We start from the raw sequence: 21,420 nt of genomic DNA, 5'->3' as shown, positions 1-21,420 counted from the left end.
CATGAAACTAGCAAAGAAACTTGCAATCGGCGTGGCATTTGCCGTCGCCGTGATGGCCGGCTCGGCCAGCGCCAAGGACATCAAGATCGGTCTCGTCGTGAAGTCGCTGGGCAACGGCTTCTTCGACGCCGCCAACAAGGGCGCGCAGGAAGCAGCCAAGGAACTCGGCGGCGTGGAAGTGATTTACACCGGCCCGACCTCGACGACGGCAGAAGGCCAGATCGAAGTCATCAACTCGCTGATCGCCCAGGGCGTCGATGCGATCGCCATCTCGGCAAACGATCCGGACGCTGTCGTTCCGGCCCTCAAGAAGGCCGCGCAGCGCGGCATCAAGGTCATCTCCTGGGACTCCGGCGTTGCACCTGAAGGCCGTATCCTCCAGCTGAACCCGTCGTCCAACGAGTTGATCGGCAAGATGTGCCTGACGCTCGTCAAGGATCACCTCGAAGGCGGCAAGGGCGATTTCGCCATCCTGTCGGCAACGACGACCTCGACGAACCAGAACATCTGGATCGACCAGATGAAGAAGCAGCTGAAGGACTTCGCCGGTCTGAACCTCGTCACCACCGTGTACGGCGACGACCTCTCGGACAAGTCCTACCGCGAAGCTGAAGGTCTCCTGAAGTCCAACCCGAACGTCAAGGTCATCGTCGCTCCGACGACGGTCGGCGTTCTCGCCGCTTCCAAGGTTGTCGAAGACAAGGGCCTCGTCGGCAAGGTCTACGTGACGGGTCTCGGCCTGCCGTCCGAAATGGCCGGCGCGATCAAGTCTGGCGCGACCAAGGAATTCGCGATCTGGAACCCGATCGATCTCGGCTACTCCGCAACGCAGATCGCCTATCACCTCGTGAAGGGTGATGCCGATGGCAAGCCGGGCACGGAAATCGAAGCCGGCCGCATGGGCAAGATCAAGATCGACGACAAGGGCGAAGCCGCCATGTCCGATCCGTTCGTCTACAACGCTTCGAACATCGACCAGTTCTCCAAGGTCTTCTGATCCTACGAAAACATCCGGACACCCGGCGGCTCCATGCCGCCGGGCTTCTCTTTCTTCATGGTTTTGCTGATGACGACTGCCCTTCAAGAACCAGTCCAGGCCACAAGGCCCGATGACGCGCCCGCCATTCTCGAAATGCGCGGCATTTCGCAGATATTCCCGGGCGTGAAGGCGCTCGATAATGTCAGTATTGCGCTCTATCCGGGCAAGGTCACGGCGCTGATCGGCGAAAACGGCGCCGGCAAGTCGACGCTCGTCAAGATCCTCACCGGCATCTATCGCCCGAACGAAGGCGAGATTATCGTCGATGGGCAGACTGTCAGCTTTACGAGCGCGCAGGCCGCGATCGACGCAGGCGTCACCGCCATCCACCAGGAAACCGTGCTCTTCGACGAGCTGACGGTTGCCGAAAACATCTTTCTCGGCCATGCGCCGAAAACCCGCTTCCGCACCATCGACTGGAAGGCGATGAACGAGCGCTCGAAGGAGCTGCTGATCTCGCTGGAAAGCAATATCGATCCGACGATCCGCCTCAAGGACCTCTCGATCGCGCAGCGCCATCTGGTGGCGATCGCCCGTGCGCTGTCGATCGAGGCCCGGATCGTCATCATGGACGAGCCGACGGCCGCCCTTTCGCGCAAGGAAATCGACGATCTCTTCCGTATCGTCCAGGGCCTGAAGGCCAAGGGCAAGGCGATCCTCTTCATCAGCCACAAATTCGACGAGCTCTACGAGATCGCTGACAATTTCGCCGTCTTCCGCGACGGCAAGGCGGTCGGTGCCGGGCGTCTCAAGGAGACGCCGCAGGATACGATCGTCAAGATGATGGTCGGCCGCGACGTCGAGAACGCCTTCCCGAAGATCGACGTGGCGATCGGCGCTCCGGTCATGAGCGTCGAGAAATACTGTCACCGTACAGAATTCCGCGACATTTCCTTCACGCTCCGCAAGGGCGAAATCCTCGGCGTCTACGGCCTGATCGGCGCCGGCCGCTCGGAGCTCAGCCAATCGCTGTTCGGCATCACCAAGCCGCTCTCCGGCCGCCTGACACTGGAAGGCAAGGAACTGTCGATCAATTCGCCGCTCGATGCGATCCGCGCCGGTATCGTCTATGTGCCCGAAGAACGCGGCCGCCATGGCCTGGCGCTGCCGATGCCGATCTATCAGAACATGACCCTGCCGTCGCTGACGCGAACCTCGCGCAAGGGCTTCCTGAAGGCCGCGGAAGAATTCGCCCTCGCCCGCAAATATGCCGAGCGGCTGGATCTCCGCGCGGCCGCGCTCTCAGTGCCCGTCGGCACGCTTTCGGGCGGCAACCAGCAGAAGGTCGTCATCGGCAAGTGGCTGGCCACCATGCCGAAGGTCATCATTCTCGACGAGCCGACCAAGGGCATCGATATCGGCTCCAAGGCCGCCGTCCATGGCTTCATCAGCGAGCTTGCGGCCGAGGGCCTGTCGATCATCATGATCTCTTCGGAACTGCCGGAGATTATCGGCATGTCCGATCGTGTGCTGGTGATGAAGGAAGGCCTTTCGGCCGGTCTCTACGACCGCGACAAACTCTCGCCGGAAGTGCTGGTGCGCGCGGCGACCGGAAATGCGTGAGGTAAAAGCATGGCAAGACTGATCAGAAAACGCGAAACCCTGCTTTTCGTCATCATAGTCGTGATGATCGGCATCTTCTCGACGCGCGCGTCCGATTTCGCGACGCCGTCGAACCTCGCCGGCATCTTCAACGATACTTCGATCCTGATCATCCTGGCGCTGGCGCAGATGACCGTCATCCTGACGAAATCGATCGACCTCTCGGTCGCCGCCAACCTTGCCTTTACCGGCATGGCGATCGCCATGCTGAACGCCGCCTATCCCGGCATCCCATTGATTGTGCTGATCGTCGCGGCGATCGCGATCGGCGCCGCACTCGGCGCCATCAACGGCTTCCTCGTCTGGGCGCTCGAAATACCGCCGATCGTGGTGACGCTGGGTACGCTGACGATCTATCGCGGCATGGCCTTCGTCCTCTCCGGCGGCGCCTGGGTGAACGCCCATCAGATGACGCCGACTTTCCTCTCCGTCCCGCGCGAGCCGATCCTCGGCCTGCCGGTCTTGAGCTGGGTCGGCATCATCATCGTGCTCTTGATGTACATGCTCCTGAAATACACGCAGTTCGGCCGCTCGGCCTATGCGACCGGCGGCAATCCGACGGCTGCCGTCTATGCCGGGATCGATACCGGCTGGACGAAGTTCCTCGCCTTCGTGCTCTCGGGCGCGCTGGCGGGCCTTTCCAGCTATCTCTGGGTCTCGCGCTATGCCGTAGCCTATGTCGATATCGCCAACGGTTTCGAGCTCGACAGCGTCGCGGCCTGCGTCATCGGCGGCATCTCGATTGCTGGTGGCGTCGGCTCGGTCATCGGCACGGTGCTCGGCGCGCTGTTCCTCGGCGTCATCAAGAACGCCCTTCCCGTTATCGGCATCTCGCCCTTCACGCAGATGGCGATCTCGGGGACGGTCATCATCCTCGCCGTCGTCTTCAACGCCCGCCGCGAACGCAATCGCGGTCGCATCATCCTGCGGGACAAGGCAGCAGCAGAGGTGGCAGCATGAGCACCGTTTCGTCAGCAGCGCCTGAAAAGCGCGTCATTCCCGATCGTCTGGGCACGCCATTGCGCCGCATCATGTCGAGCTGGGAAGTCCTGCTCTTCGGCGTCGCCGTGCTGATCTTCATCTTCAATTCCGTGGCGTCACCCTATTTCCTCGATGCCTGGAACCTCTCGGATGCGACCTTCAACTTCACCGAAAAGGCGATGATCGCCTTTGCCATGGCGCTGCTCGTCATCGCCGGTGAAATCGACCTCTCCGTCGCCGCCATCATCGCGCTTGCCTCGACGGCGATGGGCGCAGCCGTTCAGGCAGGCTTCGGAACGCCCGTCATCGTGCTGATCGGCATCGGAACCGGCCTCCTCTGCGGCATCTTCAACGGCTTCCTCGTTTCGGTAATGAAACTGCCGTCGATCGTCGTGACCATCGGCACGATGAGCCTGTTCCGCGGCATTTCCTATATCGTGCTCGGCGACCAGGCCTACGGCAAGTATCCGGCCGATTTCGCCTATTTCGGCCAGGGCTATGTCTTCTGGGTGTTTTCGTTCGAATTCGTGCTGTTCATCGTGCTGGCGATTGCCTTCGCGATCCTGCTGCATGCCACGAATTTCGGCCGCCAGATCTACACGATCGGCAATAACGAGTTCGCCGCCCGCTTCTCCGGCATCCCGGTCGAGCGCATCAAGTTCATCCTTTTCGTGCTGACAGGCGTGATGAGCGGCATCGCAGCCGTCTGCCTGACCTCGCGCCTCGGCTCGACGCGCCCCTCGATCGCCCAGGGATGGGAGCTCGAAGTGGTGACCATGGTGGTGCTCGGCGGCGTATCGATCCTCGGCGGCTCCGGCACGATCGGCGGCGTCGTTATCGCCGCCTTCGTCATGGGTCTGGTGACCTTCGGCCTTGGCTTGCTCAATGTTCCCGGCATCGTCATGTCGATCTTCATCGGCCTGCTCCTGATCATCACCATCGCCATCCCGATCATCGCCCGCCGCATCAAGCTGATGAGCTCCAAATGACCATGCAGAAACACGCCTTCAAGATGAAGCTCAATCCGGGCATGGAAGCCGAATACATCAAGCGGCATGACGAGATTTGGCCGGAACTGGTTGATCTCCTGCATAAATCCGGCGCGAGCGATTACTCGATCCATCTCGACCGCGAGACCAACACGCTGTTCGGCGTGCTGACGCGCCCGGCCGATCACACGATGGCGAGCCTGCCGGAGCATCCGGTGATGAAGAAGTGGTGGGCGCATATGGCCGACATCATGGCTAGTAACCCCGACAATTCGCCCGTCCAAAGCGATCTCGTCACCGTCTTCCATATGCCATGAGCAGCTACCGCCGCATCGCCGTTCTCGATATCGGCAAGACCAACGCCAAGGTCGTCGTCCTCGACGCCGAAACCGGCGCCGAGATCGCCTCCGCCAAGATGGCGAATACCGTTCTGAAGGACGGGGTCTATCCGCATTACGATGTCGAAGCGCTCTGGTCCTTCATGCTCGATGCCTTCCGGCGCTTCGCCAGGGAGCCGGGTTTCGAGGCAATCTCGATCACCACCCATGGTGCATCGGCGGCCCTTCTCGATGCCGGTGGCAATCTGGCCATGCCGGTGCTCGACTACGAACACGAATATCCCGCCGCAATCCGCGACGCCTATACCGCGCTCCGCCCGCCCTTCGCCGAGACCTATTCGCCGCGCCAGACGATGGGCCTGAATATCGGCGCGCAGTTGCATTATCAGAAGACGGCCTTTCCGGAGGAGTTCGCAAAGGTCGCCGCCATCGTCACCTACCCGCAATATTGGGCAGCGCGGCTGACCGGCGTTGCCGCCAACGAGGCGACGTCGCTCGGCTGCCATACCGATCTGTGGAACCCGAAGACCGGGCAATATTCGACGCTTGTCGATACACTCGGCATTCGCGATCTGATGGCGCCGATCCGCTCGGCCTTCGATGCGCTCGGCCTGCTGCTGCCGGAGATTGCCGAGGAGATCGGTATCTCCGTCCCGGTCTATTGCGGCATCCACGATTCCAACGCCTCGCTGCTGCCGCATCTGGTCGCCCGCGAAGCGCCCTTCGCCGTCGTCTCGACCGGCACCTGGGTGGTCAATTTCGGCGTCGGTGGTGATCTGGAACATCTCGATGCAAAGCGCGATGCGCTGGCCAATGTCGATGCGTATGGCCGCGCCGTCCCCTCCTCCCGCTTCATGGGCGGGCGTGAGTTCGAGATACTTTCGGCCGAGATCGGCAAGGTTTCCGAGGAAGACGCGATCGCTGCCCTGCCATCCGTCGTCTCCGGCAAGATCATGCTGCTTCCCAATGTCGCGCCAGGTTCCGGTCCCTTCCCTGGTCGCGAAAGGCAATGGATCAATGCCGATGCGGCGAGCCCTGCCGAGCGCAACGCGGCCGCGTGTCTCTATCTCGCGCTGATGAGCCAAGCCTGCCTCGATCTGATCGGCGCAAAAGGGCCCGTGATCGTCGAGGGACCGTTCTCGACGAACGGTCTTTATCTCAAGCTCGTGGCAGCATTGACGCAGCGCGTAGTCATCGCACTTCCCGGCTCGACCGGCACCAGTCAGGGCGCTTCGCTGCTGACGGGCGTCAAGCCGGCGCCGACCAAGGAAACGCGTTTCGCGCCGTCCGATATCGCCGGGCTCGCGGTTTATCGCACCGCCTGGTATGCGCTGACGGAATAACAGTCTTTCCAAGGGCGCGCTTTACCCCATCTATCTCAGGCGTTTAGTTTGCGCGCACACATCAGGTGGAGGAAATACCATGACAGATTCAGCCTTTGATCCGCGCGCCCTTGCGGCCAAGCTTCGCAGCCTTCGCAACGCCGGCAAGCAGGCCTCCACCGCGGAGTTCCCGCTGCCCGGCGACCATCGCCAGGCCATGGATGCGCAGAATTTTCTTTCGGCCGAGGAAGGCATTCGCAGCAATGCCTGGAAGGTCGCGATGCCGGCGGACAATCAGCCGGTAACGGCGCCGCTGCATCCCTATGTCGAAGCCGTATCGGGCGCGAAGCTCCCCTGGGTCGCGGGCATGAAGTACGAAGCGGAGATCGCGGTGCGCCTCGGCAAGGATCTGCCGATCCGCAGCGGCGGCAAATACACCCGCGCCGAGATCGCCGATGCCGTTGCCGATGCCTATCTCGGTGTCGAGCTGTCGTGGACGGCGGTCGCCGAGGGCAACAAGATTTCTCCGCTGCTCTTCCTCGCAGACCGCCTTGCCAATCTCGGCTACGTGCTCGGTCCGGTGCTGCCGCGATCGATCCTCGATACCTGCACCGGCACGCCGCTGAAGGTGACGCTGAACGGCCAGCCGATCTATGATGCGACGGCCCAGCATGTGAAGGTCGATGTGCTCACCTGGCTGGTCGATTATGCCAACGATACGTTCCGGCCGGACAGCTCGCTGCGTTCCGGCGCAGTCATCACCACCGGTTCGCTCTGCGGCGCGATCGAGCTTGCCTCGGGCGGCGAGCTCGACACGACACTCGGCGATGCCAGGATGCACCTGTCGCTGACGCAGTAATCAGTCCCTGTTGCGGAACATCTCGATGATGGCGGAAAAGTCCTTTCCGCCATTGCCGAGCTTTTCAAACAAGGCATAAAGCTGCGCTGCCTCGGCGCCGAGCGGTGTCGATGCCCCGCTCGAGAGCGCTGCCTCCTGCGACAGCCGCAGGTCCTTGAGCATCAGAGCGGCGGCAAAGCCCGGCTTGTACTCGTTGTTGGCGGGCGATGTCGGCACCGGCCCCGGAACCGGGCAATAGGTATTGATCGACCAGCACTGGCCCGATGACGTCGATGCGACATCGAACAGCGCCTGATGCGAGAGACCGAGCTTTTCGGCAAGCACGAAGGCCTCGCAGACGCCGATCATCGAAATGCCGAGGATCATGTTGTTGCAGATCTTGGCGGCCTGCCCGGCTCCCGCCTCGCCGCAATGGACGATCTTTTTGCCCATCGCCTCAAGGATCGGTTTTGCCTTGGCGAAGCTCTCATCTGATCCGCCTGCCATAAACGTCAGCGTCCCCGCCGTCGCTCCGCCGGTGCCGCCGGAGACCGGCGCATCGAGCGACAGGCAGCCGGCTGCCTTCGCAAGATCATGCGCCTTGCGCGAACTCTCGACATCGATGGTCGAGCAGTCGATGACCAGCGAACCCTGTGCCGCCGATTGCAGGATATCGGCCCAGGCGGTCAGCACATGCTTGCCCTGCGGCAGCATGGTGACGATGATCTCGGCATCCTTGACGGCCTGGCTGGCATGGCTGGCAGGCTTCACGCCGCTCTCTTCCGCCGCCTTCAGCACCGTTGCCGCGAGGTCGAAGCCGGTCACCTGATGGCCGGCCTTGACGAGATTGGCAGCCATCGGGCCGCCCATATTACCGAGGCCGATGAACGCGATCCGTGCCATTGGTGTCTCCTATCTGTTGTCTTCGAGGATCATGGCCGCCGCCTTTTCGGCGATCATGATCACAGGCGAATTGGTGTTTCCCGAGGTGATCGACGGCATGATCGAGGCATCGGCGATCCGGAGCCGCCCGAGCGCCCGCATCTTCAGTCGCGGATCGACGACGCTCTCGCGATCGCCACCCATCCGGCAGGTGCCGACGGGGTGGAAGATCGTCGTGCCGATATCGCCCGCCGCCTGCGCCAGTTCCTCATCGCTCCGGTAGGACGGGCCGGGCTTGAACTCTTCCGGGTGGAAGCGAGCGAAAGAAGGCTGTGCCACGATCCGCCGCGTCAGCTTTATCGATCTGACAGCTATGTCGCGATCGCGTTCCGTCGAGAGGTATTTTGGCGCGATCGTCGGCTGCATGGCGAAATCCGGGCTCGACAGGTGCACCGAACCGCGGCTCTCGGGCCGCAGATTGCAGACGCTCGCCGTGATCGCCGGGAAGGCGTGGACGGGATCGCCGAACTTGTCGAGCGAGACCGGCTGCACATGATATTGCAGATCGGGCGTCTCCTTGTCCGGTCCCGAGCGGGTGAAGATGCCGAGCTGGCTCGGTGCCATCGCCATCGGGCCGGAGCGGCGCACCAAATATTCGAGCCCGATCGCCGCCTTGCCGATCAGCTTCGTCGCCTTCTCGTTCAGCGTCGGAACGCCGGTTACCTTGTAGGCCAGCCGCAGCTGCAGGTGATCCTGCAGGTTCTCGCCGACGCCCCTCACTTCGCTGACAACGTCGATGCCTGCATTCTGCAACACGTCGCCCCGGCCGATGCCCGACAGTTCCAGTATATGTGGCGTACCGATCGATCCGGCCGAAAGGATCGTTTCCTTCGAGGCATAGGCCTGCCTGGCCGTGCCGCCATGCTGGAACTCTACGCCGGTGACCACGCCCTCTTCGATCAGCAGCCGGCGCACCTGCGCTTTGGTCATGACCTTGAGATTGCCGCGCTTCATCGCCGGGCGGAGAAAAGCCTTGGTGGCATTCCAGCGGATGCCGGAGCGCTGGTTGACGTCGAAATAGCCGGAGCCTTCGTTCGTTCCGCGATTGAAATCCTCGGTGACGGGAATGCCTGCTTCCTTCGCGGCCTGCTGGAAGGCATCGAGAACCGCCCATTTGACCCGCGCCTTCTCGACCCGCCATTCGCCGCCGGCGCCGTGCATCTCGTCCTTGCCGCGATAGTGATCCTCCGACTTGCGGAAGAAGGGCAGCACGTCGTCCCAGCTCCAGCCCGGGCATCCCATCTGCCGCCAAAGATCGTAGTCGCGGGCCTGGCCGCGCATATAGATCATGCCGTTGATCGACGAGCAGCCGCCGAGCACCTTACCGCGCGGATAGTTGAGCGCCCGGCCATTCAGCCCGTCCTCGGGCGCCGTCGTGAAGCACCAGTCGGTGCGCGGGTTGTTGATGCAGTAGAGATAGCCGACCGGAATGTGGATCCAGTGGTAGTTGTCGTTGCCACCGGCCTCCAACAGCAGGACGCGATTGTTGCGGTCCTCAGACAGCCGGTTGGCCAGCACGCAGCCCGCGCTGCCGGCGCCGATGATGATATAGTCGTAGCGATCCATCTTCAGCACCGGCCGCTCAGCGGCGATAGACAAAGCCCAGCCTGCGGCCGATCCGCGACGCGTAGAACTCGCCGATGATACCACGCCGAAAAATCAGCACGCAGACCATGAAGACGACGCCGGTGATGATCGTCACAGGAAATTCCGAGGTCGCGAGATAGTTCTGCAGCGTCACCACGAGCCCGGCCCCGAAGATCGGCCCGATCAGCGTGCCGATGCCGCCGAGCAGCGTCATCAGGATCACTTCGCCCGACATCTGCCAAGCGACATCGGTCAGCGTCGCGAACTGGAAGACCAGCGATTTGACCGCCCCCGCAAGCCCGGCAAGCGCCGCCGACATGACGAAGGCGCCGAGCTTGTAGCGAGCGACGGAATAGCCGAGCGATACCGCTCGCTGCTCGTTTTCGCGGATCGATTTCAGGATCATGCCGAAGGGCGAGTTGATGAAGCGCCAGATGATGAGGAGACCGATGATGAAGACGGCGAGGACGAAGAAATACATGTTCGTGGAGTCGTTCAGGTCGATGAAGCCGAGAAGATGGCCGCGCGGCACGGACTGGATGCCGTCCTCGCCCTCGGTGAACTCCGCCTGCAGGCAGAAGAAGAAGAACATCTGCGAAAGCGCCAGCGTGATCATTGCGAAATAGATGCCCTGCCGGCGGATCGCGATATAGCCCATGATCAGCCCGAGGAACGCCGCGCCCGCGACGCCGACGAGAATGCCGAGCTCCGGCGGCAGGCCCCATTCCTTCACCGTATAGGCGGTGAAATAGGCCGCGCCGCCGAAGAAGGTCGCGTGGCCGAAGGAGAGCAGCCCGGTATAGCCGAGCAGCAGGTTGAAGGCACAGGCAAAGAGCGCGAAGCACAGGAGCTTCATCAGGAAGATCGGATAGAAGAAGAACGGCGCGAGTAGCAGAAGCAGCAGGCCGATGACTAGGAACCCGGCCTGAACCGATAGTGCGGTCCGGCTCTTTTCCGTGCGGATGGTTTCGGTGATGTCAGTCATGTCACGCATCCCGGCCAAAGAGGCCCGCAGGCCGGATGAGAAGCACGATCGCCATGATCACGAAGATCACGATGTTCGACGCCTCAGGATAGAACACCTTGGTGAGGCCCTCGGCAATGCCGAGCACGTAGCCCGTGACGATCGCCCCCATGATCGAGCCCATGCCGCCGACGACCACGACGGCAAAGACGACGATGATGATGTTCGATCCCATCAGCGGCGAGACCTGATAGATCGGCGCCGCCAAGACGCCCGCGAAGGCCGCAAGACCGGCGCCGAGCGCGTAGGTCAGCGTCAGCAGCAGCGGAACGTTGACGCCGAAGACCTGCACCAGCGTCGTGTTTTCGGTGGCGGCACGCAGATAGGCGCCGAGCTTGGTCTTCTCGATCAGCAGCCAAGTGCCGATGCAGATCACCAGCGAGACGATGACCACCCAGCCGCGATAGATCGGCAGGAACATGAAGCCGAGATTGGTGCCGCCGGCGAGTGCTGCGGGCGTCGCATAGGGCTGGCCGGAGGAGCCGTAGAGATAGCGAAACGTCCCCTCGATCGCCAGCGCCATGCCGAAGGTGAAGAGCAGGCCATAGAGCGGATCGAGATCATAGAGCCGCCGCAGGAACAACCGCTCGATGACGGCGCCGAACAAACCGACGACGACAGGCGCCAGGATCAGCGCCGGCCAATAGCCGATACCGCCATAGGCAAGCATGAGATAGGCGACGAAGGCGCCGAGCATATATTGCGCGCCATGGGCAAAGTTGATGACGCGCAACAGGCCGAAAATGATGGCGAGGCCGAGGCTCAGGAGAGCGTAGAAGGAGCCGTTGATCAGGCCGATCAGCAGCTGGCCGAGAAATGCCTGTAGGGGGATGCCGAAGATCATGGTCATGGGGCGATCTCCTCATTCCTGCGGGATGAAATGCCCTCTCTGGCCTGCCGGCCATCTCCCCCACAAGGGGGAGAAGACGTGTGGCACACGCTCGACTCAATCTAATCTCAGCGGTGAGGCAAAGTAAGCCCCTCCCCCTGATGGGGAGGGGTTGGGGAGGGGTCTTGATCAGGAACGCAACCATAACCTAAACCCCCAAAACCTTGTGCAGTGTATCCATCCGCTGCGGCAGTTCGCCGACCGGGAATTCGGAGACCACCTGCCCATGATCCATCAGATAGAAGCGGTCGGCGATGCGGCTGGCGAAGCGGAAGTTCTGCTCGACGAGCAGGATCGTCATGCCGCGTTGCTTCAGCGTCTTCAGCACCTCGCCGATGCGCTGGACGATGACGGGCGCCAATCCTTCCGTCGGCTCATCGAGCAGCAGCATCTTCACGCCGGTGCGCAGCACGCGGGCGATCGCCAGCATCTGCTGTTCGCCGCCGGAAAGCTTGGTGCCGGAGCTTGCCCGCCGCTCGTAGAGGTTCGGGAAGAGCTCGTAGATCTCGTCAACAGTCATCCCGCCTTCGGCAACGACGGGCGGCAGCAGCAGATTTTCCGAGACCGTCAGTGTCGAGAAGATGCCGCGTTCCTCGGGAACGAAGCCGATCCCCTTATGCGCCGTCTTGTGCAGCGGCACCTGCATCATGTCGGTCCCGGCGAAGCTGATCTTTCCCTTTCGGGCGCGCACGATGCCGGTGATCGTCCGCAGCGTCGTCGTCTTGCCGACGCCGTTGCGGCCGAGGATGGTGATCGTCTCGCCCTCGCCGACGGTCATGTCGATGCCATGAAGGATGTGGCTTTCGCCATACCAGGCGTTCAGCCCCTGAATTTCGAGCAGTGCCGCCATCAGCCCTCCTCCGAGCCCATATAGGCCTGGCGCACACGCGGATCCTGGCTGACCGTTGCGTAATCGCCCTCGGCCAGGATCTCGCCCCGCTGCAGCACGGTGACGTGCTGGCAGATATTGGCGACCACGGAGAGATTGTGCTCGACCATCAGCACGGCGCGATCGCGGGCGACGTCGCGGATGATGGCGGAAACGACGCTGACATCCTCCTGCCCCATGCCGGCCATCGGCTCGTCGAGCAGCAGCACCTTGGGATCGAGCGCCAGCGTCGTGGCGATCTCCAGCACGCGCTTGCGGCCATAGGAAAGATCGGCGGCGATCGCATCGCGCTCCTTGGAGAGGCCGACGCTCGCCAAGAGCTGCTCGGCCCGTCCGGTCAGCTGATCGAGGGCCGAGAGCGGCCGCCAGAACTGCGTCGACAGATTGTTCGGCCGCTGCAGCGCGACCCGCACATTGTCGAGCACGGAAAGATGCGGAAAGACCGCTGAAATCTGGAAGGACCGCACGAGCCCCATGCGCGCCACCCGGTCGGGCGGCGTCTTGGTGATATCGGTGCCCATCAGCGTGATCGTACCCGCCGTCGGCTGCAGGAACTTGGTGAGCAGGTTGAAGACGGTCGTCTTGCCCGCCCCGTTCGGGCCGATCAGCGCATGGACGCTGGCATCATGGATATCGAGATCGACATTCTTCACCGCAGTGAAGCCGCCGAAATCCCGTCTCAGGCCGCGGGCGGAAAGAACCACCCGCGGCTTCGTGTCAGTCACTGGTGCGGAAACCGCCATGGATCACTTCACCAGATCACAGCCGCTCTTGGCGGGATCGATATAGGCTTCCTTGCCGGGAATGGTGGCGAGCACGTTGAAGTAGTCCCACGGCTCCTTGCTCTCGTCAGGCTTCTTGACCTGCAGGAGATACATGTCGTGGATCATGCGGCCGTTGGCGCCGACTGTGCCGCCGCGGCCGAAGACGTCGTCAACGGGCATTTCATGCAGCTGCTTGGCGACCGCTTCCGTCTCGTCGGTGCCGGCCTTCTGCACGGCCTTCAGATATTGCAGCACGGCCGAATAGGTGCCGGTATGGATCATGTTCGGCATCTTGCCGGTGCGGTCGAAGAACTTCTTGCCGAATTCGCGGCTCTTGTCGTCGAGGTTCCAGTAATAGCCTTCGGTCAGCGTCAGGCCCTGCGCTGCTTCGAGGCCAAGGCCGTGGACTTCGGCGAGGGTGAAGAGCAGAGCCGCAAGGCGCTGGCCGCCCTGGACGATGCCGAACTCGGCCGCCTGTTTGATGGCGTTTGCGGTATCGAGGCCGGCATTGGCAAGGCCGATGACCTTGGCGCCCGAAGACTGCGCCTGCAGCAGGAAGGACGAGAAATCCTGGCTCGAAAGCGGGTGGCGCACCGAACCGACGATCGTGCCGCCATTCGCCTTGACGAAATCGCCGGTCTGCTGCTCCAGCGAATAGCCGAAGGCATAGTCGGCCGTCAGGAAGAACCAGCTGTCGCCGCCCTGCTTGACGAGCGCACCGCCGGTGCCGACTGCGAGAGCATGCGTGTCATAGGCCCAATGAAAACCGTAGGGGCTGCAGGCCTTGCCGGTGAGGTCGGTGGTCGCAGCACCGGTGACGATATCGATCTTCTTCTTTTCCTTGGCGACGGCCTGCACGGCGAGCGCCACCGAGGATGTCGTCAGCTCCATGATCGCATCCACCTGCTCGGTGTCGTACCACTGGCGGGCAATGTTCGATGCGACGTCGGGCTTGTTCTGGTGGTCGGCATCGACGATCTCGATCGGCATGTCGAGAACCTTGCCGCCGAAATCCTCGACCGCCATCTTGGCGGCCTCGACCGACGATTTGCCGCCGAAGTCCGCATAGACGCCGGACTGATCGTTCAGGATGCCGATCTTGACCTTGCCGTCGGAAACCGTCGCGCTCTGCGCGAAGACGGCCGTGCTGCTTGCCAGAAGAAATGCAACGGATGCAATGAAGCTCTTTCGCATATGTCTCTCCTCCCAGAGATTGGCAGATTGCGAGTCTGTTCAAATTTGACGAGCCGTCCTCCTCAAGACAGCCACTCAACGCCCACGATCACGGAATTTTTCCGATGAGGCAACCAAGCGTTTACAAATAATTCCAAACAGTATCTGTTCATTTTTGCACAGAACCGTACCAAAAGCACTGAATCCGGCCTCGCGGCGGCACGCCGCAGCAACCGGCATTAGACCAAAGGCTAAGACCGACACGGAGCCCAATGACCAATTCCTCGCAGTTTACTTGGGACGACCTGCAGTTTTTTCTAGCGGTGGCCAGAACCGGGCAGCTGTCGACGGCGGCGCGGCAGTTGCGGACCAGTCACGCGACGGTGTCGCGGCGGATCGACCGGCTGGAATTTGCGCTGAAGGTGAAGCTCTTCGAGCGCAATCCGCGCGGCTATGTGCTGACGGCGATGGGCAACCGGTTCGTCGAGACCGCCGAAAAGATGGAGCAGGAGACGGAGCGGCTGCGCGCCGACCTCGCCACTGGCGCGATGGCGCAGCGCGGTGTCGTGCGCCTCAGCGCGCCGGAGGGCTTCGCCAATTTCTTTTTTGCGACCGTGCTGCCGCAGTTTGCGGAGCGGCATCCGCATCTGTCGCTCGAGCTTGTCACGATCCAGCAGATCATGTCGCTGTCGCGCAAGGAGGCAGATATCAGCGTCGTGCTCGATGAACCGAAGGGCGGCCCCTACTATGCCGAGAAGCTGACCGACTATCATCTGCAGGTCTATGGATCGCGGGATTATCTCGCCGCCAGCGCCCCGGTCTTCAGCCGCGAGGATCTGCTGTCGCATCCGTTCATCAGCTATATCGAGGAGATGATCTTTGCCCCGGGCCTGGATTATCTTGGCGATGTCCATCCACGCATCCGGCCGCAATTTCAGAGCTCCAGCATTTTCGCGCAGCTGACGGCGACGCGTAACGGGCTGGGGCTGTGCGTGCTGCCCTATTTCTTCGCCAGCCGCTATCCGGAGCTTGAGCGCGTGCTGCCCGAGGAGGTGGATCTGACCCGCAGCTACTGGATCACCTGCCATCAGGACCTGAAGCAGGCGCCGCGCGTGCGCGCCGTCATCGATTTCCTGCGCGAAGCCGTCATCTGGCCGGATGCCCGATTCATTCCGCCCTTTGCCGTGCAGGCCGGGCGCAAGAGCGGCTGATAGTTTGGCGTACCGGCGAGGCCGTCAGGCGGCTTGCCTGCTGCCTGACAGAAGGCGCATGATGCGACATCGTTCGAGTCTATTTGCCCCATGAATTCAGAACCGGATATTGCCATCATCGGAGCGGGCGCCGCGGGCGTCGGCGCAGCAAGAAGGCTTGTGGCAAGCGGCCTCTCGGTTTCCGTCTTCGAAGCCCTGCCCCGCATCGGCGGCCGTGCCTGGACGTTGCAGACGCCTGTTGCAGCGCTCGATCTCGGCTGCGGCTGGCTGCATTCCGGCGACCGCAATCCCTGGACGCGGATTGCCGAGGAAGCCGGGATTTCAGTCGATCGCAAGCCGAGCGCCTGGCACCGGCAGGATCGCGACTTCGGCTTTCCGCAGGCCGAGCGTGAGGCTGCCCGCGCCGCTTTTGCCCGCTGGAGCGAGCGTGTCGCCGATGCGCCGCCGCCAAGCGATTGCGCCATCGACGCGGTGGAGCCCGGCGAACCCTGGCTCGCCTATCTGCAGGCGCTGAGCGGCTATATCAGCGGCGACGAGCTGGAGCGGATTTCCACTAAAGACTATGCCGCCTATGACGAGGCCTCGACGGAGTATAACTGGCGGGTCGAGACCGGCTACGGCGCGCTTGTCGCCTCGACCATGCCGGCGTCGGTGGAGCTGCATGTCGGCACACCGGTACAGTCGATTGCGCTCGATGGAAGCCGTGTCACGCTGCAGACAGCGCAGGGCGCCGTGAGGCCGAAGGCGGTCATCGTCGCAGTATCCACCAATGTGCTTGCGGACGGCTTTATTCGGATGCCTTCGCCGCTCGATCCGTGGCGCGAGGCAGCAGGAAAACTGCCGCTCGGCAATAACGAGAAGCTCTATTTCGAAATAACCGGCGGCAACAGCTTCGAAGCCGAGAGCCATGTCCTCGGCAATCCGCGCGATCCGAAGACGGGCACCTATTATATCCGCCCCTTCGGCAAACCCGTCATCGAGGTCTTTCTCGGCGGAGCCGGAGCACGCGCCGTCGCAACCGATCCGGACGGTGCCTTCCCGCATGCGATGGATGAACTGGCTGCGATCTTCGGCTCCGGTATCCGCAACGAGCTGCGCCCGCTCGCAGCTTCGGAATGGGCGAATACGCCCTCGATCCGCGGCGGCTATAGCCACGCCCTGCCCGGCCAGGCCGATGCCCGCCTCGAGCTGGCAAAGCCCTATGACGGCAGGGTATTTTTTGCCGGCGAAGCAACGCACCAGACGGATTTTTCGACGGCCCACGGCGCCTATCAAAGCGGGCTTCGCGCCGCCGAAGAGGCGCTGCAGGCACTCGGCCGGTAGAGCCGTCCACCCCCAATTGCAACCGGTAGAGCTTTGTGCCACGCTGGCTTTGCCGTTTCGGCAGTCGCAGAGGAAGGGGACCCTCGCATGCTTCTATTTCTTGCATTTTTGATTGGGATCATTGCCGGCCTTCGGGCCATGACTGCACCCGCCGCCGTTGCCTGGGGCGCGGCTCTCGGCTGGTTCGACGTATCGCAGACCCCGCTTGCCTTCATGGGCTACAAGTGGACGCCGTGGATATTCACGGTGCTCGCCGCCGTCGAGCTGATCACCGACCAGCTGCCGACGACGCCGAGCCGCAAGGTGCCGATGCAGTTCGGCGCCCGCCTCATCATGGGGCGCTGACCGGCGCCACGATCGGCGCCTCCGGCGGTTCGCTCGTCGGCGGCCTGATTGCCGGTGTGGTCGGCGCGGTCGTGGGCACGCTGGGCGGTGCTGCTGCCCGCGGCAAGCTCGCGGCCATTTTCGGCAGGGATACACCGGCGGCCCTCATCGAAGACGCAGTCGCCATCGTCGGCGCCGTCCTCATCGTATCGGCCGTCGCATGAAGACCTACGACGCCATCTTCATCGGGGCCGGTCAGGCCGGCCCCTTCCTCGCTGCCCGCATGGCCGAGAAGGGCATGAAAGTGGCGCTGATCGAGCGCAAATATCTCGGCGGCACCTGCGTCAATGCGGGCTGCATGCCGACGAAGACGCTGGTTGCCAGCGCCCGCGCCGCACATGTGGCGCGCACCGGCGGCGACTATGGCGTCAAGATTTCGGGTCCGATCGGGATCGACATGAAGGTGGTGCGCAAGCGCGCCGAAACCGTGACGATGAACGCCCGCAACGGGCTGACCGGCTGGTTCTCCGGCATGAAGAGCATGGAGGTGATCTATGGCCACGCGACATTCACCGGCGCCAGGACCGTCGAGGTCAATGGCGAGGTGCTGACTGCGCCGCAGATCTTCCTGAATGTCGGCGCCCGGCCGACCATTCCGGATTTTCCGGGCCTCGCCGATGTCGACTATCTGACAAGCACCTCGATCATCCAGCTCGATACCCTGCCCCGCCATCTCGTGGTGATCGGCGGCAGCTATATCGGCCTCGAATTCGCACAGATGTATCGCCGCTTCGGGGCCGAGGTGACGGTCATCGAGCGCGGCCCGAAACTCGCCTCGCGCGAGGACGAGGATGTCTCCGATGCGATCGAGGAGATCATCGCTTCCGAAGGCATCGCCGTTCATACCGGAGCGGAGAACATCGCTTTCGCCAAGGCGGGTGACGGCATCACCGTCTCGATTTCCGGCAAGCCGGATATCAAGGCAAGCCATGTGCTCGTCGCCACCGGCCGCACGCCGAATACCGGTGATCTCGGTCTCGACAAGGCAGGTGTCGCGACCGACAAACGCGGCTTCATCACTGTCGATGAGCGGCTGATGACCAATGTCGAGGGCATCTATGCGCTCGGCGACTGCAACGGCCACGGCGCCTTCACGCATACGTCCTATAACGACTTCGAGATCGCAGCCGCCAATCTGCTTGATGGCGGCGACCGCAAGGTGTCGAGCCGCATTCCGGCCTATGCACTCTATATCGACCCGCCGCTTGGCCGGGCCGGGATGACGGAGAAGCAGGCGCGTGCTTCCGGCCGCAAGATCGCCGTCTCGAAACGGCCGATGAGCCGCGTGGGACGCGCCAATGAGCGGGGCGAGACCAAGGGCTTCATGAAGATCGTCGCCGATGCGGAGACGCAGGAAATCCTGGGTGCCGCCTTCCTCGGCATCGAGGGCGACGAGGCGATTCACGGGATCATCGACGCCATGAATGCCGGAACCACCTTCCCGGTCCTGCAATGGTCGGTGCCGATCCATCCGACCGTGTCGGAGCTCATTCCGACCATCATCGGCGATCTCAAGCCTGTTTGACCAAACAGGTCATCTGACGCCGTTTCCGGACTTGCATCCATGCCAGATTTGGATTTATCTCGCGCTGTTCTCAGGGCGGGGTGAAATTCCCCACCGGCGGTATCGGGGAAACCCGGAGCCCGCGAGCGCTTCCGCAAATGGAAGGTCAGCAGATCCGGTGAGAGGCCGGAGCCGACGGTATAGTCCGGATGGAAGAGAGCATGCAGGCAGCACCTTTCCGCGCGAGAGGTGTGCAGTGCTGTTCGCCCAAGGGAGAATTGGGCCGCTTCGCGGCTCGACGCAACCGCCAGAAATGGCACCCTTGAAAGGCAGAGACATGACTATCGCAACCAAACCCCAGCGCATCAAGATCGCCGTCGTGCGTGCCCGCTGGCATGCCGGTATCGTCGACCAGTGTGTGAATTCCTTCGTTTCGACGTGGCAGGCGCAAGGCGGCAACGCCGCCGATGTCGAGATTTTCGACGTTCCCGGCGCCCTTGAAATCCCGCTTCACGCGCAGACGCTCGCCCGCACCGGCAAATATGCCGCAGTCCTCGGCTGCGCCTTCGTCGTCGATGGCGGCATCTATAGGCACGATTTCGTCGCGGGCACCGTTCTCGACGGCCTGATGCGTGTCCAGCTGGACACCAGCATCCCGGTTCTCTCCGCAGTTCTGACGCCGCATCACTTCCAGGAAAGCGAAGCCCATATCGAGTTCTTCATGAACCACTTCGTGATCAAGGGCCAGGAGGCTGCCAATGCCTGCCGGGCAATCCTCGAGGCACGCAGCAACCTGGCGGTCACAGCTCTCTGATCGCATGAAACAAGCTAGCGCGCCGGAAATGGCACCGGCGCGTTGGCTCTTGAGCAAAGTCAGCCTGAAGCCGGGCGCGGGGTTTTCTCGCGGCCGGCAGCCGGCGCGGTGCTCGTCAGCGTCTGGCCGTGGAAGCGGCTCAATTGACCGGTGACGTCGGCGATCTCGCTTTCCGTCCGCGCCGCATCCCAGCCGAGAGCTGCGGCGGCAATACCGGCGATTTCTCTCAGCCCCTCGATCGTCAGCCGCCCCTCGATCGCCAGCGTCGTGCGGCGAAGCACGATATCGGCGAGGTGGACGACAAGCTCGCTTCTGGCGATCCAGTCGATCTCCCTGAAGCTGTGGCGCGGCGCGCCGGTCAGTCTCGTGTCGTCAGACTGAACCGAAGCGAATGTGAGGATCGGCGCAGCCGTCGTGCCGTAGCGGCTCAGCAATTCGTCGGCGCGTTCGATCGTCACGCCGCCCTTCGCGGCCAAATCCTTGATCCAGTGTCCGCGCTTCTCACCATCGGCAGGAAAGCCCTTGCCGCCGCCGATCGCCAGATAGCGCGTCGATTCCCGGCGGTCGCGCTGCAGCCGGGAGAGAACGGTATCGGCGACTTCTTCGGCAAAGCCGCGGAACGTCGTCCACTTGCCGCCGACCAGCGAGACGATCGGGAACGGGCGGTTGCCTTCCGGCTCCTTCACCGGCGCGGAATGATCGCGGCTGATCAGGCCCGGTGCCGTCGCATCGGAGGCGGGCAGCGGGCGGATGCCGCTATAGCTGTAAACGATCTGGTCGCGGTCGAAGCGCAGCGTCGGCAGCAGCGAGCGGACGCTTTCGAGGAAATAATCCGTCTCCGGCTCCTCGCAGAGGACATTGTCAGGGTCATCGGCCGGGATATCGGTCGAGCCGACCAGCGCCAGACCGAGATAGCTGTAGACGAGGCAGATGCGGCCGTCGTCGGCCTCGAAATAGATCATGTGGCCGTTCAGGCTGCGTACCAGTTCGGGTTGATCGAGCAGGATATGCGAGCCCTTGGTGCCGCCGATCAGGTGTGACGGCGCCCCGAGCGCGGTATTGACGTGATCGATCCAGGGGCCAGCCGCATTGACCACAAGCTTCGGCTTCACGGCGAAGCTCGACCCGTCAGCCTGCCGGAATGTCAGCCGGCCCTCCTCGACGGAATCCAGTATCGCGAAATTGGCGGCCAGGCTCTTCGGATTGGCATCGCAGCCATCCTTGACCAGTTCATAGACAAGCCGCTCCGGGCGGCTGATCTTGGCGTCGTAATAGATGCCGCCCGCGACGATCGCCGGTGTGACATGCGGCATTTCCTTGCGCGCCTGCCTCTTGAGGATCAGCCGGTGCTTGGGCATGACACGGTCGCGCGAGCCGAAGAAATCGTAAAGGCCGAGGCCGATCTTGATCAGCACGGCCCCGCGGCTGCGCGGCGCCGTCTTCGAGCCGAACAGCGTCCGCAAGGCCGCCCAGATGCCGCGCGTCCAGGAGAAGACCGGGATGAAGGTCGGCAGCGGCTCGACGCAATGCGGCGCGTTCTTGAGAAGGAGATTGCGCTCCAGCGTCGATTGCGCCACGAGGCCGAATTCGCCTGTCTCGAGATATTTCAGGCCGCCGTGGATAAGGCGCGAGGGCGCGGCGCTGGTGCCGGATCCGAAATCGCCCTTGTCGATGATCAGGCAGTTGATGCCCTGCGCCGAGAGATCGCGGAAAAGTCCGGCGCCATTGATACCCGCCCCGATGATCAGGACGTCGATATCGCCCTCTCCTAGGTGCGAGAAGCGCTGCTGCATGTCGGCTGTCATGG

At 62.8% G+C, this 21,420-nt stretch carries 19 protein-coding genes, 1 pseudogene and 1 riboswitch; of the genes and pseudogenes, 12 read left to right on the top strand and 8 right to left on the bottom strand.

All coding sequences use genetic code 11. The annotated features are described in order from the left end of the window. Nucleotide 1 precedes the first annotated feature (1 nt). The 7 genes from rhaS to F2982_RS21575 all read left to right on the top strand — a co-directional run bounded on the left by rhaS (nucleotide 2) and on the right by F2982_RS21575 (nucleotide 7,130). Nucleotides 2-997: a rhamnose ABC transporter substrate-binding protein gene (rhaS, locus tag F2982_RS21605; RefSeq protein WP_112720560.1), complete on the top strand. Its 996-nt coding sequence runs from the start codon at nucleotides 2-4 to the stop codon at nucleotides 995-997. Between the two features lie 69 nt (nucleotides 998-1,066). Continuing rightward, nucleotides 1,067-2,602 (top strand): sugar ABC transporter ATP-binding protein, encoded by a 1,536-nt coding sequence (locus tag F2982_RS21600; protein ID WP_112720575.1) that lies wholly within the window; start codon nucleotides 1,067-1,069, stop codon nucleotides 2,600-2,602. Nucleotides 2,603-2,611: 9 nt separating this feature from the next. Next, entirely contained in the window at nucleotides 2,612-3,601 is a 990-nt protein-coding gene (locus tag F2982_RS21595) for an ABC transporter permease (protein ID WP_199628086.1), read from the top strand. Continuing rightward, on the top strand, nucleotides 3,598-4,611 hold the full coding sequence (locus F2982_RS21590; RefSeq protein ID WP_199628087.1) for an ABC transporter permease: 1,014 nt from the start codon (nucleotides 3,598-3,600) through the stop codon (nucleotides 4,609-4,611). The genes F2982_RS21595 and F2982_RS21590 overlap by 4 nt, the downstream gene beginning before the upstream one ends. Beyond that, nucleotides 4,608-4,928, top strand: coding sequence for an L-rhamnose mutarotase (gene rhaM, locus F2982_RS21585; protein ID WP_203430836.1), 321 nt, complete (start codon nucleotides 4,608-4,610; stop codon nucleotides 4,926-4,928). The genes F2982_RS21590 and rhaM overlap by 4 nt, the downstream gene beginning before the upstream one ends. Continuing rightward, entirely contained in the window at nucleotides 4,925-6,292 is a 1,368-nt protein-coding gene (locus F2982_RS21580) for an FGGY-family carbohydrate kinase (RefSeq protein ID WP_203430835.1), read from the top strand. The genes rhaM and F2982_RS21580 overlap by 4 nt, the downstream gene beginning before the upstream one ends. 79 nt (nucleotides 6,293-6,371) lie before the next feature. Then, the gene (locus F2982_RS21575; protein ID WP_203430834.1) at nucleotides 6,372-7,130 is read left to right on the top strand and encodes a fumarylacetoacetate hydrolase family protein; all 759 of its coding nucleotides are present in this window, start codon (nucleotides 6,372-6,374) and stop codon (nucleotides 7,128-7,130) included. On the opposite strand, the gene mmsB is transcribed toward F2982_RS21575, so the two are convergent. The 7 genes from mmsB to F2982_RS21540 all read right to left on the bottom strand — a co-directional run bounded on the left by mmsB (nucleotide 7,131) and on the right by F2982_RS21540 (nucleotide 14,398). Then, nucleotides 7,131-8,012, bottom strand: coding sequence for a 3-hydroxyisobutyrate dehydrogenase (gene mmsB, locus F2982_RS21570; RefSeq protein WP_203430833.1), 882 nt, complete (start codon nucleotides 8,010-8,012; stop codon nucleotides 7,131-7,133). It abuts the gene before it with no gap. Between the two features lie 9 nt (nucleotides 8,013-8,021). Then, a complete protein-coding gene (locus F2982_RS21565) occupies nucleotides 8,022-9,617 on the bottom strand; it encodes a GMC family oxidoreductase N-terminal domain-containing protein (RefSeq protein WP_203431146.1) in 1,596 nt (531 codons plus the stop codon). Nucleotides 9,618-9,633: 16 nt separating this feature from the next. Further along, nucleotides 9,634-10,623 (bottom strand): branched-chain amino acid ABC transporter permease, encoded by a 990-nt coding sequence (locus tag F2982_RS21560; protein WP_203430832.1) that lies wholly within the window; start codon nucleotides 10,621-10,623, stop codon nucleotides 9,634-9,636. A 1-nt stretch (nucleotide 10,624) separates the two neighbouring features. Continuing rightward, complete coding sequence (locus tag F2982_RS21555; protein ID WP_112720568.1) at nucleotides 10,625-11,512, bottom strand: branched-chain amino acid ABC transporter permease; 888 nt, start codon at nucleotides 11,510-11,512, stop codon at nucleotides 10,625-10,627. A 187-nt stretch (nucleotides 11,513-11,699) separates the two neighbouring features. Beyond that, entirely contained in the window at nucleotides 11,700-12,401 is a 702-nt protein-coding gene (locus tag F2982_RS21550) for an ABC transporter ATP-binding protein (protein WP_203430831.1), read from the bottom strand. Then, nucleotides 12,401-13,183: an ABC transporter ATP-binding protein gene (locus F2982_RS21545; protein WP_112720571.1), complete on the bottom strand. Its 783-nt coding sequence runs from the start codon at nucleotides 13,181-13,183 to the stop codon at nucleotides 12,401-12,403. Before F2982_RS21545 ends, F2982_RS21550 begins: the two co-directional genes overlap by 1 nt. 3 nt (nucleotides 13,184-13,186) lie before the next feature. Further along, nucleotides 13,187-14,398 carry an ABC transporter substrate-binding protein gene (locus F2982_RS21540; RefSeq protein ID WP_203430830.1) on the bottom strand — a complete coding sequence of 404 codons (1,212 nt, stop codon included), beginning with the start codon at nucleotides 14,396-14,398 and terminating at the stop codon, nucleotides 13,187-13,189. 251 nt (nucleotides 14,399-14,649) lie between these two features. On the opposite strand from F2982_RS21540, the gene F2982_RS21535 reads away from it, so the two are divergent. From F2982_RS21535 to F2982_RS21515, 5 genes and pseudogenes are all read left to right on the top strand, one after another. Further along, complete coding sequence (locus tag F2982_RS21535) at nucleotides 14,650-15,588, top strand: LysR family transcriptional regulator (protein ID WP_203430829.1); 939 nt, start codon at nucleotides 14,650-14,652, stop codon at nucleotides 15,586-15,588. A gap of 90 nt (nucleotides 15,589-15,678) precedes the next feature. After that, entirely contained in the window at nucleotides 15,679-16,911 is a 1,233-nt protein-coding gene (locus F2982_RS21530) for an NAD(P)/FAD-dependent oxidoreductase (RefSeq protein WP_203430828.1), read from the top strand. An 87-nt stretch (nucleotides 16,912-16,998) separates the two neighbouring features. Next, nucleotides 16,999-17,459 (top strand): annotated as a pseudogene (locus F2982_RS21525) (DUF4126 domain-containing protein). Further along, nucleotides 17,456-18,820 (top strand): FAD-containing oxidoreductase, encoded by a 1,365-nt coding sequence (locus F2982_RS21520; protein WP_203430827.1) that lies wholly within the window; start codon nucleotides 17,456-17,458, stop codon nucleotides 18,818-18,820. The pseudogene F2982_RS21525 and the gene F2982_RS21520 overlap by 4 nt, the downstream one beginning before the upstream one ends. A 62-nt stretch (nucleotides 18,821-18,882) precedes the next feature. Further along, nucleotides 18,883-19,024: riboswitch (FMN riboswitch) on the top strand. 112 nt (nucleotides 19,025-19,136) lie between these two features. Further along, on the top strand, nucleotides 19,137-19,613 hold the full coding sequence (locus F2982_RS21515) for a 6,7-dimethyl-8-ribityllumazine synthase (protein WP_203430826.1): 477 nt from the start codon (nucleotides 19,137-19,139) through the stop codon (nucleotides 19,611-19,613). 59 nt (nucleotides 19,614-19,672) lie between these two features. Here F2982_RS21515 and F2982_RS21510 read toward each other — a convergent pair whose 3' ends face one another. Beyond that, on the bottom strand, nucleotides 19,673-21,418 hold the full coding sequence (locus F2982_RS21510) for a glycerol-3-phosphate dehydrogenase/oxidase (protein WP_203430825.1): 1,746 nt from the start codon (nucleotides 21,416-21,418) through the stop codon (nucleotides 19,673-19,675). Nucleotides 21,419-21,420: the final 2 nt, after the last annotated feature.

This window comes from Rhizobium sp. BG4, from assembly GCF_016864575.1.
Classification (GTDB): Bacteria; Pseudomonadota; Alphaproteobacteria; order Rhizobiales; family Rhizobiaceae; genus Rhizobium.
This window is presented reverse-complemented; position numbering and strand designations above follow the sequence as displayed.